The sequence below is a fragment of the Alkanindiges illinoisensis genome, from assembly GCF_004377485.1.
Taxonomy (GTDB): Bacteria; Pseudomonadota; Gammaproteobacteria; order Pseudomonadales; family Moraxellaceae; genus Alkanindiges; species Alkanindiges illinoisensis_A.
Genome location: NZ_SNTY01000019.1, coordinates 1 through 15245, shown reverse-complemented (window position 1 = coordinate 15245; position 15245 = coordinate 1). Strand labels below are relative to the sequence as shown.

16 protein-coding genes and 1 pseudogene are annotated in these 15245 nt (G+C 45.8%); 6 read left to right on the top strand and 11 right to left on the bottom strand.

Features of this window, described 5'->3' with window-relative positions:
- Positions 1-23: 23 nt before the first annotated feature.
- Positions 24-1586: a DUF3336 domain-containing protein gene (locus E2B99_RS06220; protein WP_134244082.1), complete on the bottom strand. Its 1563-nt coding sequence runs from the start codon at positions 1584-1586 to the stop codon at positions 24-26.
- 530 nt (positions 1587-2116) lie between these two features.
- Positions 2117-3127: a tRNA (adenosine(37)-N6)-threonylcarbamoyltransferase complex transferase subunit TsaD gene (tsaD, locus tag E2B99_RS06215; protein WP_134244081.1), complete on the bottom strand. Its 1011-nt coding sequence runs from the start codon at positions 3125-3127 to the stop codon at positions 2117-2119.
- 177 nt (positions 3128-3304) lie between these two features.
- On the opposite strand from tsaD, the gene rpsU reads away from it, so the two are divergent.
- The 3 genes from rpsU (at position 3305) to E2B99_RS06200 (ending at position 5495) form a co-directional block, all read left to right on the top strand.
- Entirely contained in the window at positions 3305-3520 is a 216-nt protein-coding gene (gene rpsU, locus E2B99_RS06210) for a 30S ribosomal protein S21 (protein WP_026470322.1), read from the top strand.
- Positions 3521-3566: 46 nt separating this feature from the next.
- Positions 3567-4013 (top strand): GatB/YqeY domain-containing protein, encoded by a 447-nt coding sequence (locus E2B99_RS06205; protein WP_134244080.1) that lies wholly within the window; start codon positions 3567-3569, stop codon positions 4011-4013.
- Between the two features lie 432 nt (positions 4014-4445).
- Entirely contained in the window at positions 4446-5495 is a 1050-nt protein-coding gene (locus E2B99_RS06200) for an alpha/beta fold hydrolase (RefSeq protein ID WP_166738998.1), read from the top strand.
- A gap of 63 nt (positions 5496-5558) precedes the next feature.
- Here the strand turns inward: E2B99_RS06200 and E2B99_RS06195 are convergent, their stop codons facing one another.
- From E2B99_RS06195 to E2B99_RS06160, 8 genes are all read right to left on the bottom strand, one after another.
- Entirely contained in the window at positions 5559-6746 is a 1188-nt protein-coding gene (locus tag E2B99_RS06195) for a vWA domain-containing protein (RefSeq protein WP_134244078.1), read from the bottom strand.
- Between the two features lie 24 nt (positions 6747-6770).
- Entirely contained in the window at positions 6771-7622 is an 852-nt protein-coding gene (locus tag E2B99_RS06190) for an AAA family ATPase (RefSeq protein WP_134244077.1), read from the bottom strand.
- Between the two features lie 73 nt (positions 7623-7695).
- Positions 7696-8058, bottom strand: a complete 363-nt coding sequence (locus tag E2B99_RS06185; RefSeq protein ID WP_134244076.1) for a hypothetical protein — start codon at positions 8056-8058, stop codon at positions 7696-7698.
- Entirely contained in the window at positions 8051-8356 is a 306-nt protein-coding gene (locus E2B99_RS06180) for a YcgL domain-containing protein (RefSeq protein ID WP_134244107.1), read from the bottom strand. Before E2B99_RS06180 ends, E2B99_RS06185 begins: the two co-directional genes overlap by 8 nt.
- 93 nt (positions 8357-8449) lie before the next feature.
- On the bottom strand, positions 8450-9592 hold the full coding sequence (locus E2B99_RS06175) for a ribonuclease D (RefSeq protein WP_134244075.1): 1143 nt from the start codon (positions 9590-9592) through the stop codon (positions 8450-8452).
- 170 nt (positions 9593-9762) lie between these two features.
- Positions 9763-10359, bottom strand: coding sequence for a recombination mediator RecR (gene recR / locus E2B99_RS06170; protein ID WP_134244074.1), 597 nt, complete (start codon positions 10357-10359; stop codon positions 9763-9765).
- 210 nt (positions 10360-10569) lie between these two features.
- Positions 10570-10899: a YbaB/EbfC family nucleoid-associated protein gene (locus tag E2B99_RS06165; protein ID WP_026470313.1), complete on the bottom strand. Its 330-nt coding sequence runs from the start codon at positions 10897-10899 to the stop codon at positions 10570-10572.
- A 38-nt stretch (positions 10900-10937) separates the two neighbouring features.
- Positions 10938-12176, bottom strand: coding sequence for an O-succinylhomoserine sulfhydrylase (locus E2B99_RS06160; protein WP_134244073.1), 1239 nt, complete (start codon positions 12174-12176; stop codon positions 10938-10940).
- Positions 12177-12393: 217 nt separating this feature from the next.
- On the opposite strand from E2B99_RS06160, the gene E2B99_RS06155 reads away from it, so the two are divergent.
- The 3 genes from E2B99_RS06155 to E2B99_RS06145 all read left to right on the top strand — a co-directional run bounded on the left by E2B99_RS06155 (position 12394) and on the right by E2B99_RS06145 (position 15063).
- On the top strand, positions 12394-13635 hold the full coding sequence (locus E2B99_RS06155; protein WP_240687754.1) for an alpha/beta fold hydrolase: 1242 nt from the start codon (positions 12394-12396) through the stop codon (positions 13633-13635).
- Positions 13636-13706: 71 nt separating this feature from the next.
- Entirely contained in the window at positions 13707-14582 is an 876-nt protein-coding gene (locus E2B99_RS06150; protein ID WP_134244072.1) for an NAD(P)-dependent oxidoreductase, read from the top strand.
- 64 nt (positions 14583-14646) lie between these two features.
- Positions 14647-15063 carry an HIT family protein gene (locus E2B99_RS06145; protein ID WP_134244071.1) on the top strand — a complete coding sequence of 139 codons (417 nt, stop codon included), beginning with the start codon at positions 14647-14649 and terminating at the stop codon, positions 15061-15063.
- A gap of 71 nt (positions 15064-15134) precedes the next feature.
- Here the strand turns inward: E2B99_RS06145 and E2B99_RS06140 are convergent.
- Positions 15135-15245, bottom strand: a pseudogene (locus tag E2B99_RS06140) (IS982 family transposase); the annotation flags it as partial.

Sequence of the window (15245 nt, the reverse complement as noted above, 5' to 3'; positions counted from 1 at the left end):
AATATGGCAAAACCTGCAAATAATTAGATTTGTGAAGGATGCACACGTCGCGATTCGATCGCCAGCAAGGTTTTGGCACATTCTTCATCATTTACAGATTGAGCAAGTAATTCCAGACGCTTGGCACTTAATATTTCCAAGCAATGCTCCAGAGTTTTGCCAATGCGGGCATGGGTTGCAATCCCGCTGATTTTTGGCCAGGTAGCGCGCTCACCTTCGTGTTGCAAGATCTGAAACAGTTTTTTGCTGGGATTTTTTAGCATATAAGTATAATGACGCAGATTATAACTACCCACAATGTTGACGTCGCCATAATAGCGCTGGCCAATAATGCCATAACCATGATCCAGCATTCGTCTGACTGTTGGCATCCGGCCAAAACGTTCACGGGTAAAATCCATGGCGCCCATAGCCAGCATTTTGCCCTGCCCTCGCACAATCTTGCTGGGCCAGCTGAGTAAATCCTTACGATAACGCTGAACATCGGTTTGCATAAAAGGCACAATATGCGGGTTTACCTGACAGGCAATGGTATAGTTAATATTATAGAGCCGTGCAATCCGGGTACGTGGAAAGTCACTGCGGACACTGCCATCTACCCAGCGCAGCGACGACATATAAGGGCTATTTTTACCTTCAGCATTTTTCGCAGTCAGTTTTACTGGCGGGAATAAAACCGGTACAGCACAGGATGCCAGTGCAGCACTCCACATCAACAGATATGGCGACGTCAGCTCATTCATAATGCGTGGGGACTGGCTCCCCTCAAATGGGGCTACCGCAATATTGATATGGCGTCCAGTTCGCGCAAATGCCTCTTCAAACGTATAATTGCCCAGATTTTGCCGCAAAAATACCTTCAACACATTAACATCGGCAATACCACCGCCTCTTAAAATTTCAAACAGCTTTCGAAAGCGGAACGCGTGCTGATAAAACCCATCACCATCATATAAATCAATGAGTTCTTCATCCGTATGGGTACCTAGCATGCCCGCCATCAAAGCACCGGCACTGGAACCGGAAAAAACCTTAGGTAATAAATCCTGTGCATGCAGCGCCTTGCACACACCAGTATGAAACAGCCCCAACGTTGCGCCGCCAGAAAACATCAGGGCTGGCTGGCCATAACTATGTTTGGTGTCTTCAAAAAAACAGTATTTTTCTGCAGCAGGTAAAAAATCAAAGTCATGGTCGCACACGTAATACAGGCACTGACAAACCTCTTCAATATAGTCTTCTATCAGTTTTTTAGTACCAATATATGCATGGCTATAGAGTAAGGGATGACCAATATTACCCAGATCATGATGCAGACCTTCGCGCAAAATCCGCACCAGCTCAACATCCTTGCGCTCAAGGCGATAACGGCGCAAACGGGTCAACCGATCAGCAATCAGTTCATAATCATAATAAGGTGAAGTATTGTCCAGCTTCCAGTCCTGTCTGCCTGTGGCCTCGTCTAATTCCAGTGCCACCTCTTTCCAGGTTTGATAATCCTTTGCGGCTTGCAGATTCTGCTCAAGCTTTTTAATGCGGGTAGAAAGGTTGGAATGATGGGTATAAGTTGGCAAATGCAGATTCATAAAAGTTCCCTGTTGTATTCTTGCTAAACCGTAGTAGCGTTATTGCTAACTGCTCAAATTTCCATTACTTATTGATTAACAACAGGCTTTAGTTAAGCTGATCTAAATCAACATGGTTTAATCTTTACTCATTAGTTATAAATAAGATTCTTGAGTATTTTTTGCAAGTCATTTTTAACAAGAAGCTGCTGAAAAAGATGAAATGAATCAAAACATAACATGGATGCTTCAATACCCAAGAACAGGTTATGCAAAGTGTCTATTGGTAAATATTTATTCGGCTTTAAACTGATCTATTAGAAATGATTGCATAGACTCAGCCAATTTGCTGTCTACAGTAGATCTCTTGCATAAGTCTGGTTTCAACAAGCTCAACCAACGCTGCCTGAGCCTGTCGAAGGCGAGTTGGTACAACTTATGAAAGAAGTCTAGTGTAATTAGACGACTACCAAGTAAGGTTATAGCGCCTAATATGACTAGTATCTTCAGACGCCAAGCTTTCTATTATTCTATTTATTAACTAAAAAATTTTAGGCTGGTGGTTGTAATTCAGTCATTGGCCAGCGTGGGGTGGTTGTTACCTTTAAGTCATCCTGTTGTCCGGCTTTAAGGCGTTGCCAGCCCGCAAAGGCAATCATGGCACCATTGTCTGTACATAACGCAGGTTCTGCATAATAAACCTGCCCTTTTATTGTTTTAAGCTCACTTTCCAGACGCTCACGTAACAACTGGTTGGCACTGACCCCGCCTGCAATGACTAGTTGCTTTAAACCAGTTTGTTTTAGGGCACGAATGGCTTTTTTAACCAGCGTGTCTACCATCGCTTCCTGAAAACTGGCAGCCAGATCAGCCTCACGCCCTTGCCCTCTCACCTTGTTATAACGCGTGAGCACGGCGGTTTTCATACCACTAAAGGAAAAATCCAGCGCCTGATGCATCAGGGGCCGTGGCAAATCAAACGATTTAGGATCACCCTGCAACGCCAGTTTGGCAATATTTGGCCCGCCCGGATACGGCAAGCCCATCATCTTGGCCACCTTATCAAATGCCTCACCGGCTGCATCATCAATGGATTCACCCAGCAGCTGATACTGGCCGATTCCATAGGCTGCCATTAGCTGGGTATGGCCACCGGAAACCAGCAAGGCCACAAAGGGAAACTGGGGCGGATTATTTGACAATAAAGGTGCCAGCAAATGCCCTTCCATATGATGCACGCCAATGGCTGGAATATTCAGCGCATAAGCCAGTGTGCGCCCAAATAATGCACCCGTCATTAAAGCACCCATCAGGCCCGGCCCACGGGTATAAGCAACTGCATTGATTTCCTGTTTAATGACACCCGTTTGTAATAACAACTGTTCCAGAAGCGGAATTAATTTGCGCACATGATCGCGTGAAGCCAATTCCGGCACAACACCGCCATATTCGGCATGCAATTGAATCTGGCTATATAACACCTGCCCTAACAAGCCGCGTTTACTATCAAACAATGCCAAACCTGTTTCATCACAGGATGTTTCCAAGCCTAAAACCAGCATAAGGTGCCTACCTGCAGAAGTCCTGCATAAAAAATAACTACAAACGGACTTATTATAGTCTTGTTCTTATAGATGTAAACGCGTAAAATACTGGCCTTTACTGCGTCCTTGCTTTGTATCTATCCAATGACTGGATAAACATCAGGCGCGTTAATATCAACCTCCAGAGGATGTTACATGCCACAAGTTAAGTTGAAAGAAGGCGAACCAGTTGACGTTGCAATCCGTCGTTTTAAGCGTTCTTGCGAAAAAGCAGGTGTATTGGCTGACGTGCGCAAGCGCGAATTCTACGAAAAGCCAACTCAAGAGCGTAAGCGTAAAAAAGCTGCTGCAGTAAAGCGTTACGCAAAAAAACTGGCTCGTGAGTCTGTTCGTACAACTCGCTTGTACTAATTAATTGTTTATCAGAACAACTATTAATTAGTAAGGCTTGTTTGCCATGTCTGCATTAAAATCCAAAATTACTGAAGCACTTAAGGTATCCATGCGCGAACGCAACATGGAAACTGTTACAGTCATTCGTAATGTGCAGGCTGCAATCAAGCAAATAGAGGTTGATACTCGTGAAGAACTGGATGACGCACGAGTATTAGCAGTTTTAGAGAAACAAATTAAGCAACGCAAGGAATCCATTGCTGCCTTTTTAGGGGCAGGACGTGATGATCTGGCTGCTAAAGAACAATTCGAAATCGGGGTGATAAGTCAATTTCTGCCAGCAGCGTTATCCGAGCAAGAACTGGATACACTGATTGAAGATGAAATTAGCGAACAAGGCGCCACGACCATTCGCGATATGGGCAAGGTAATGAATGCATTACGGCCAAAAATCGCGGGTCGTGCAGATGCCAGTGTGGTTTCTGGAAAAATAAAAAGTCGTCTGGGATAATTTTTAAAATATTTTCTTCTATATTTATTTCTAATAGCCACCCAGAATTTTGCCGTTTTATTTAATTCAATAAAACAACATGTCTACACATTTCTGCTATAAATCTTTCGTATTGCTGTGCCTATTATTCCTATGTCAGCCCTGTTTACCCAGCTATTCATAACAAGAAACTGTAATATAGTTATCTAGTAAATAAACAGGTCAATACCCTCAACAGGTGAAAAAGGATTTTATATGACTCAGCTTAATCATTTCTCCAAGCTCTTTGCTGTATCCGTCCTTGCTTCAGTTTTAGTACTAACGGGCTGTAATGATGATAACGACGACTACCATTTTAATGAATCTGCACAAAATCTGGTGACCAATACTGAGAATTATGCACCAGAACAAACCCAGGCCAACACTACAGTTAGTCAAACCATTACCTATAAAATGCCTGCCATTAATGGTGGTGAGACCAAGGCAACAGCTGTAGTCATGATACCCAAAGGTACTATACCCTCTTCTGGCTGGCCTATTGTCGCTTGGGCGCATGGCACCACCGGCGTCGCTGATCGGTGCGCCCCTAGCAAATTAAAGAATGCCGATGGACTATTTGATCTCGGTGGCAATTTGTCATTGGTCAATCTCTTGTTGAGTCAGGGTTATGCTGTAGTAGCACCTGATTATGAAGGCTTGGGCACTGATGGTATTCATCCCTTCTTAAATGCCCAAAGTGAAGGTGAATCTATTATTTATGCTGTAAGAGCAGCCAAGCAACAATATAGAACTCAGCTTGCCGATCAGTGGGCAGTTGTTGGTCATTCACAAGGTGGTCATGCAGCCATTGCAGCAGCCGAACGGGCCAGTGAAGCCAAGGGTATGAGTTTTAAAGGTGTGTTGGCTTATGCGCCAGCTTCTCACTTAAAAGAAATTTTTGGTATGGGACAGGCTACTGCCGGTGAGTATTTAAATCAGGGTGATCTTCCCAAAGCCATTTCAACCCTGGCCAGTATAGAAACTTTTTCTGCGCTGGTAACTGCTGGTGTTAAACAGACCTTACCCAATCTTAAATATACTGATGTCTTTGGTGCCCGATCTGCGCCTATTGCTGAAAAAGCAGAAAATGTTTTATGTTCAGGTGAATTAGGCCAAACTTTTGGCGCTGATATACAGTCTTACTTCCAAACCAATGGAATAACTAATCCTTATCCTGGTCTGATCAGTAATTTTGATGAAGTACCAGAAATTAAGACTTTCCTTGCAGCTTCCGTAATTGGTGATAAAACAATTAATCAACCAATTGTTGTAGTACAGGGAGATATAGACCCTACAGTACCCATAGATGCAACCAGAGCGCTTGAGCAGCAAATAAAAGCTAAAAACAGTAGCAACACCAACATTCAGTTCAATTACGTCACTGGTAAAAATCATATTACCGTCATTACTGAAGGAACAAACTATCTGGTTAACTTCCTAAACCAGTATATGCCAGTCAAATAGTAAATAGGAATAAAAATAGCGAGTATATTCTCGCTCTTTTTATTAATTGGTAATTACCATATGTTAGCGTGACAAATAGCGCGTCATGTCTTCAATGCCTTTTAAGGTCATCGGGAACATTTTGCCTTCAAATATCTGCTTGATGGCTGCAATCGTCTGGGTATAGTGCCAATAACTGTCATCTTCAGGATTTAACCATGCGGTTTTACTAAAATGATGACGCATACGTTGCAACCAGATATTACCCGGCTCATCATTCATGTACTCAACCGATCCACCACGTGACATCAGCTCATAAGGCGCCATGCTGGCATCACCCACAAAAATTACACGGTAATCCTTGCCATAGGTATGCATCAAGTCCCACGTGCTTATACGACTGCTGGAACGGCGCAAGTTATCTTTCCAGACATGGTCATACAGGCAGTTATGAAAATAAAAAAATTCCAGCGTCTTAAATTCGGATTTGGCAGCACTAAACAGCTTTTCACACTGCTGGATATAGCTATCCATGGAGCCGCCAATATCAAACAGCATCAGCACTTTAACCCGATTGCGACGCTCCGGCACCATCTGGATATCCAGCATGCCCTGACGTGCTGTTGCATCAATGGTTAGGTCAACATCCAGTTCCTCAGCAGCGCCCTGCCGTGCAAAACGCCTTAAGCGGCGCAAGGCAATCTGCATCTGGCGTGTGCCCAATACCTGATCATCATCAAGGTTACGGTATTGGCGCTGTTCCCACACCTTGACTGCTGAACGCTGCCGACCTGGCCCACCGATACGCACACCTTCTGGATTGTCGCCATAAGCACCAAATGGAGAGGTGCCACCTGTGCCAATCATCTTGTTGCCGCCCTGATGTTTTTTATGTTGTTCGCGCAAACGCTCTTGCAACATTTTCATCAGTTCTTCAAGTGAACCGGCTTTTTCCAGTAACGCTTTTTCTTCTGGCGTTAGGGTTTTTTCCAGCAGTTCCAGATCCAGCCATTCAGGTGGAATCTGCTTTAGCCGTTCCAGCAGCTCATCTGTATCAAGCGACTGGATGCCCTCAAAATAATCCTTGATGGCACGGTCAAACTTATCGTAATAACGCTCATCCTTAACCAGACATAATTTGGCCAGATGATAAAATTCCTCACGATTGGCAAATACCAGCCCTGCCTGAACAGCTTCGTTTAAATCCAGCAGTTCCGTGGTGGTAACCGGCACACCGTATTTTTTCAGGGTATAAAACAGATGAACAAACATGGACTGCCCAGCTTATAACTCAGGTTAGCGACGTGACATAAAGGCAAGGCGTTCCAGCAGCTGTACATCCTGCTCATTTTTAATCAAGGCACCATACAATGGCGGAATGGCCGATTTGGGATCACGCATGCGCAGTATATCTTCCGGCATGTCATCAGCCATGAGCAGGCTAAGCCAGTCGATCAGTTCACTGGTGGATGGCGGTTTTTTTAGGCCCGGCACGTCGCGCAGCTTGAAGAAAATTTGTAACGCTTCACTCACTAGTCCTTCACGGATATTGGGAAAATGCACATCAATAATCTGACGCATGGTGGCTTCATCAGGGAACTCAATGTAATGGAAAAAGCAGCGACGCAAGAAAGCATCCGGCAATTCCTTCTCATTGTTTGAGGTAATGATAACTACGGGACGCTGCTTGGCACTAATGGTTTCGCCAGTTTCATACACATAAAATGCCATGCGATCCAGTTCATGCAGTAAATCATTGGGGAATTCAATGTCGGCCTTGTCAATTTCATCAATCAGCAGCACGCAGCGCTCATCACTGGTAAAAGCTTCCCATAATTTGCCCGGCTTGATGTAGTGTCCAATATCGTAAACCTTGTTATCACCCAGCTGGCTGTCACGCAGGCGCGATACAGCATCATACTCATACAGGCCTTGTTGTGCCTTAGTGGTTGACTTGATGTGCCAGGTGATCAGCTTCATGCCAAGGCTTTTGGCTACCTGTTCAGCGAGCAGGGTTTTACCTGTCCCCGGTTCACCTTTAACTAAAAGGGGCTTTTGCAGGGTACGGGCTGCATTGACTGCCAGACGCAGGTTGTCTGTTGCAATGTACTGGTCTGTACCACTAAATTTTTGCTGTAGGTTTGTCATGGGATTCATCACAATAAGATCATTACAAAAGAGAAATTGGCATTAATTAGCCTATACGGCTCAATCACTACACCTATTCAGCGGCTGGCTGCTGGTATTCCTGATATTTGTTCCATAAATATCCCAGAAAAAAACCAAGTGCTGACACAAACAGAATGGGAACCAGATTAGACCAAATCAGGTGCTTTTCATCGGTTAGGAAGCCAAACATCAGCCCAACAATGGCTGGTGCAATCTTGGCATTGGCGCCCTCAGTAATAGTTGGCGATAGCAGCACTGCAAACAGGAATATCCAGCTCATGCCACCAATTGGCCGTGGCAGTACCCGGGCAATAAAATACCAGAGCCAAAGCACAAACAGGCTACCACCCAGATAGATGGCAATTGCCAGATAATATTCAGGAATGTTGTCGAGAAATGCAAAGAGATCAGGCACCGCGCAAACCCTCTGGTGCAGGCGCTGTGGCAGAAATCAGCCCTTCTGGTGGAAGTTGCAGAAAATATCCCTGCTGGTTAAAGGCTTGCAAGACATCCTGAACATTGACACGCGCCAGTTTACGGTCAGGCTGTAGTTCCAGATGCATGACAAACGTCGCGCGTCCAAAAGCCTGCCTTAATGTCGCAGGAACCACGGCAAGCGGGTCTAGGACATCGGCATCATCCGGATAATCCGGGCGCGCAATGTACAGGTACATTTCATCTTTTTTGCTGGACTTATAAATATCGCAATGCATAGATGTCAACATGGATCGCCAATAACCCACCTAGCATACACTAATTTGAAAGAATGCCATTGACTGAAAGTTTAGACTGGTGAGTAAAATTTACTAGTCTACAGGGGACATTTCGGCAGCAAGGGCCTGTTGTTGCTGACTCAGCAGGCTTAAAATAGGCCGGGTAAGCAAGTCATAGCGCCAGCCCAGCAAAAAGGGCGGCAATTTGCTTTCATCTTCTTTAAGCGCAACAAGATTAATCATCGCACTCAGCCATTTTTTACGCAGTAGTACCTCTGTCGGCACCTGAATACTCTGGCTAACCGATTCTACATAATGACTGACCTGATCCAGCAATTCATTATTTTTAAAGCGCAAAGGTCGTGGTAAACGCATTGGCCACTGCGAATGCTCTGGCAAATAATGCATGAGATCCAGAATGGTTTTACCATGTTCACGCTGGATATTGGGACGTAAATCCTTGATGCGCTGTAACTGATAGGCATTCATGGGCTGCTTATCCAGCAAATCAACCATCGTGCTATTTTTTAAGATAAAACTTTTGGGCTGGTCTGTGGCACGGGCAATTTGTTCACGCCAGATGCAAAGCTGCTGAAGCTGGGCGAGCTGCTTGCGGTTATAGCGAAAATTGGCAACTTCAAGATAAAGCTCAGTCAGTGGGGTATCACTGGCGATTTCATGGGCGCAAGTCTGGCAGTCTTCCAGCACATATTCCCACAGCTGCTTGTGCTGCAACTGTTCCTGAATGGTTTTGGCCAGTGCCGGCAAGTGAATAACATCATTGGCTGCATATTGCAATTGCTCGGGACGTAGCGGACGTGCCAGCCAGTCAGAACGGGTTTCACCCTTGTCAATCTGAATATCCAGTTCCTGGCTTAGTGACTGCTGGTAACTCAGCTGCAAGCCATGACCCAGAAATGCTAATCCAACCTGTGTATCAAATACATTGGATAGCGGCTTCTGGTTGGCATAATAATGAATCAGGTCAAGGTCTTCGCCACAGGCATGCAAAATATTCAGGCGTGCATTAAAAATAAGCAGCCATAAGTCAGTGAGGTCAAGCGTTTTACCATCCAGCAAAAATACCTGTCCATCAACGTTAATTTGCAATAGGCCCAGGCAAGGTCTTAACGTATTGACTTTAATAAATTCGGTATCCAGAGCATAGGTATCTGTACCGGCCATAGCAGCGTACAAATCATACAGCTGATCCTGCTGAGTGATGTACTGGAACATCCATTTTCTACCGTAACAATCTAGGAAACCATTAAGCCACGTTGCCTAATGACTGACAAGCTAAAAGCAATAATTTAAGCAATAAGCCAACCATTTAGACAATTTTTAGCCAGCTTTTCTGGACAAATTGCCTTACTGCTCGCTCATTAATTAGCCAGACTTAAGATGCTTTAACGTACGGATAAACGATACTGCAAAGCCTGACTCAAGGTATGGCTATCCACATACTCCAGTTCGCCGCCTTGCGGTACGCCCTGCGCAATGCGGGTGACCTTAATAGGCAGGTTTTTACTGGCTTCAATAATATAGTGCGCAGTCGCCTGTCCTTCTACAGTGGCATTGGTTGCCAGAATAACCTCACTAATTTCTTCGTGGTTAATCCGTGACAGCAATAACGGTATGCCTATTTCTTCCGGGCCAATGCCATCTAGCGGTGACAAGTGCCCACCCAATACAAAATAGCGTCCCTTAAAGCTGCCACTTTGTTCAATGGCAATCACATCGGCAGGCGATTCCACCACACAAAGCAAATGCTGGTCACGGTCATTGGAAGCACAAATATTGCAGACTTCTTTTTCAGACAAGGAGCGGCACATGACACAGCTCTGAATAGAGTGCATGGCATGATTCAGGGCATGCGCCAAATCCAGTCCCCCATGCCGGTTACGCGATAGCAAATGTAAAGCCATGCGCTGCGCGGATTTTGGGCCGACACCCGGCAGCACCCGCAGGCGCTGCACCAGATCATCAAACGCTGGACTAAACATGAGCGAGGGTCAGCAAAGCACTGCTTTGCCCGAGCGCAAGGCCAAAAGCTATGCTTGAGGCAAAGAGGTCTAATCGCGCACTGCTCGACCTGAGCGCAAGACGATTAGCGAAGAACCCCAAAGCACTGCTTTGCCCAAGCCCAAGGCCGCTGACCTCATCCTTGGAAAAAAGTATTCCAGACATATTTATCCTGTGCTGTATATCTTAGATTAAAACAGGCCAGCCATTCCGGGTGGAAGTCCCATGCCACTATTGGCTTTTTGCATGGTTTCTTCAGAAACGGTTTCTGCCTGACGTACTGCATCATTAATGGCGGCTGCAATTAAATCTTCAATGATATCGGCATCATCTTTTAGTAACTCAGGGTCAATCTGGATGCGCTTGACCACAAAACGGCCAGTCATGGTCACCTTAACTAGACCGCCACCGGCTTCAGCATTCACTTCAGTTTGTGCCAGTTGTTCCTTGGCCTTTTTGATATTGGCTTCAACATCTTTTTGCATGCGTTGCGCTTGCTGCATCAGCATATTAATGTTCATATCACGTCTCCTGATGAAAATAAAACGAATAAGTCGAGTTAAGCCAACTGATCAAGGCCACGCGCCAGATCAGCCTGAATATCGGCAATATCTTCCAAACCTACTGATACACGCAGCAAGCCTTCGACAATCCCCGCAGCCGCCTTTGCTTCATCAGACAACTTGCCATGCGTGGTTGTGGCCGGATGAGTAATTGTGGTTTTGGCATCACCCAGATTACCGGTAATGGAAATAAATTGAGTCTGGTCAATTACCGACCATGCACCTGCACGCTTACCTTTAACAATAAACGAAACAATACCACCAAAAGCACGTTGTTGCTGTTTGGCCAGCGCATGACCGGGATGACTTTCCAGACCACTATAAAAGACTTTTTCAACGGCTGGATGCGTTTGTAGCCAGTTGGCCAGTTGTAATGCGCTCCTGGAATGTGCCTCCATCCGCAAGCGCAGGGTTTCTAAACCTTTAAGAAATATCCATGCATTAAACGGGCTCATGCTGGGACCACAGGTGCGAATTACGGCAAACACGTCTTCCAGCAGTTTGGCATTACCCACCACCGCGCCCCCCAGCGCACGACCCTGTCCATCCAGATATTTGGTGGCCGAATGAATTACCAGATCAGCGCCAAGTTTTAATGGCTGCTGCAAGGCAGGTGTACAAAAGCAGTTGTCTACAGCCAGCAAAATATCATGCTGATGAGCCAGACTAGACAGCGCCTTAAGGTCAGCGACTTCCGACAATGGATTGCTGGGAGACTCACAAAAAAACAATCTGGTTTTACCGGGCTGAACGGCAGTTTGCCACTGGCTTAAATCGGTAAGATCAACAAACGTAACATCTACACCAAACTTGCGCATGTATTTGTCAAACATGGCGGTAGTCGTGCCAAATACAGCACGCGAGCACACCACATGGTCCCCTGCTTTTAAAAATGCCAGCGCAGTGGCCAGAATAGCGCCCATCCCTGAAGAGGTTGCCACACAACGCTCGCCACCTTCCAGTGCAGCAAGACGTTCTTCAAACATGCGCACGGTAGGATTGGTAAAACGGGAGTAAATATTGCCCTGCTTTTCATTGGAAAAATAGGCAGCTGCATCAGCCGCACTCTGATAAACAAATGATGAGGTTAAAAAAATGGGTTCACCATGTTCGCCTTCATGGGTACGGCGATGTCCGGTACGCAGGGCCAGCGTGTCAAAATGCTGGTTTTGCGATTCCTGATCCTGTTTAGCAGTACTGAATGAATTAGGCTCAAAATCAGGTGTTTGACTCATTTTTTCTCTCAAGGTGCTTAAAAACACAGATTATTAATTAAGGGTTAATTGTGAGAGCGGCAAACCAGCCCGTCAAGGTTAAATTATTAGAAAATTGAGATGTAAGTCCGGCAAGTCATTTTGGAAATTGACACACCCTGTATTTAGGGATGATTGATAATTTTGAAAATACAAATTGTCAGTAATGCCAAATCATCAATTGTTGTATTGGATTAAAATGAATGACTTTGTCGATTACAGTTTCTTGCATTCCTCCTTGCAAACTCCTGTAATTTACCTGTTGTATCCCGTTGCACTACATTGCCAGAGTCCTGCCATGTCCAATTTGTTTAAACCCAAGGCATTTACTTCCAAGGCGCTTGAGCCCGAGCCGTTTACACCAGTGAATCAGCTTCGTAAGAATACACGCCTGATCAATGCCTATGACCGATTGTTTAACAAAGCTCCACTGGTACAATCCGGCAGGACAGCCTATCAGGAGATTTACCACGACGGTCTGGCAACCTTACGCTACTATCCAGCGGCTGCCACAGCTCCCATCAAGCATCGGATTCCACTGGTATTTGTTGCACCGCTAGCCATAAATATGGATATTTACGACCTGTTTCATGACCGTTCGCTAGTGAGCTATTTTACAGCACAGGGTTTTGAGGTTTACCTGATGGACTGGGGCAATCCATCGCGCAAACATGCAAACCTGAATTTTGAACATTATGTGCTGGAGCTGATGCCAAATATGCTGGCTCAGGTGCGCCAGCATAGTGGACAACAGCAGGTAACCCTGCATGGCTGGAGCATGGCAGGTGTATTTACACTGCTGTATGCAGCAGCCACCAAAGACCCGAACATTAAAAACATGATTATTCTGGGAACGCCTATTGATGCCTATGCCTCGGGTGGCATTGGCCGCTTGTACCGCCATGCCGGCAATAGTTTCCGCTGGTTACAGAACAAAACTGGCCTGCATCCGCGTCAACTTCCGGCAACACTGTTACACTCGCCCGGCTGGTCAAATGCGCTGGGTTTCAAGCTGCTTGATCCTGTAGGCACGCTCAAAGGCCATATTAACCTGATCCGGCAACTCGATGACCGCAAGGCAGTGGAAGCTCATGCCACGCTGGGTTCATTTTTAAACAATATGGTGGATTATCCCGGTGGCATTAATCGCGATATGCTGCTAAAAGTATGGATGGAAAACAGCCTGAGCCGGGGTGAGTTTCCCATTGGTGGTCAGACTGCCTACCTGAAAGATATTCATGCTTCCTTGCTGGCAGGTGGTGGATGCAATGACGGCATGGTAACTGTCGATTCCGTACGGCCACTCACACGGTTGGTTGGTACTGATGATGCGACCTTTACCACAATTCCCGGTGGTCATGTTGGCTTGATGAGTAGCCAGCAGGCTGCTACAGAGTTCTGGCCATTCATGGCAAACTGGCTGGCTACACGCTCAAGTTAAGCTTGCCAAGACTGCTTTTTCTTGATTAGTCTTGGCAACATCTCAACCAGATTTTTAGGAAAAAGCGGGTAATGACGATTAGTTCTGTTGCATTTATTGGACTAGGTGCCATGGGATGGCGCATGGCTGCCCATTTGCCCAAGGCATTTGCTGATGTAAGGGTATGGAACCGGACATTCAGCAAGGCACAGCAGCATGCAGCAGAATTTGGCACCCGGGCAGTTGATATTAAAGAAGCAGTACAGGCGGATATTATTTTTTCCTGCCTGCCTACCAGTAGCGAAGTTGAAACCCTGATTGCTGAACATTTACCTAAGGCTGGCAGTATCTGGGTGGATTGCACCAGTGGTGAGCCTACCTCGGCACAGTACCTGAATGTCCATTTGCAGGCGCGCGACGTGGCTTTTCTGGATGCCCCGGTTTCAGGCCAGACCATTGGTGCAGAAAAAGGCACCTTAACAGTTATGGTGGGTGGTGATGCTGAAGCACTGCAACGTGCACGCCCGGCCATTGAACCCTTTGCCGGTTTAATCCAGCATGTCGGCGACAGTGGTTCAGGCTTTGCAGTCAAAGCAGTAAACAACATGCTGCTGGCGGTTAATTTATGGGCAGCCGCAGAAGGTTTTAGTGCCTTAAAAGCACATGGTGTTGATGTGCAAGGTGCGCTTGCCTGTATCAATGCGTCCAGTGGCAAAAGCAATGCCACCGAAACTGTGTTACCGCAACGGGTGTTTAACCGCAGCTTTCCCAATACCTTTGCACTCAACCTGCTGGCCAAGGATGCAGGCATTGCCCTTGATCTGGTACAACGCGCCAAACTGCCTGCCCCGGTTCTGGCCTTAACCCAAAGCCTGATTCGTGCAGCTAGCGACACCTCAGCCAATGACAGTGATTTTTCAGCAGCAGTCAAAATGCTGGAACGCTGGACCAATATCGAACTCAGTTAAGCAGATTATTCTTAAATTTTTTAACCGCATTATTATTTTCACCGCAGAATAAAGGAACCTTACCATGGCCTATGATGACCAGAATATTTTTGCCAAAATTTTACGAGGTGAAATACCTTGCACAAAGGTTTATGAAGATGACAAAACCCTGGCCTTTATGGACATCATGCCGCAAGCTGATGGTCACACACTAGTCATTCCCAAGGAACCTGCTGAAACCCTGCTGGACTTATCACCCGAGAGTGCAGCTTACACCATTAATATTGTGCAAAAAGTGGGCAATGCTATTAAAAAGGCATTGGGAAGCGAAGGGATTGTGCTAATGCAACTCAATGGCAGTAAAGCAGGCCAAACGGTACCGCATATTCACTTTCACCTGATTCCAAGCTCCATTCACGAATTAGGCCGACATGCCAGCCAGATGGGCGATCAGGAAAAAATTAAGCAATTGGCTGAAAAAATCCGCGCTGAGCTAAACTAAGTTTAAGAAATTAAAAGGGCTAAATGAAATAGTTAGCCCTTTTAAAATTATTAGATTAACCCGAATCGTGCTTAAGCCGATGATTCCTTAATTTGAATTGTTGGCTTATTTTGATGAGTGAGTTGATATGCACATAGTGAGGCGTAAATTCCACTCAGAAATCCATGAAGACTACGTGCTCT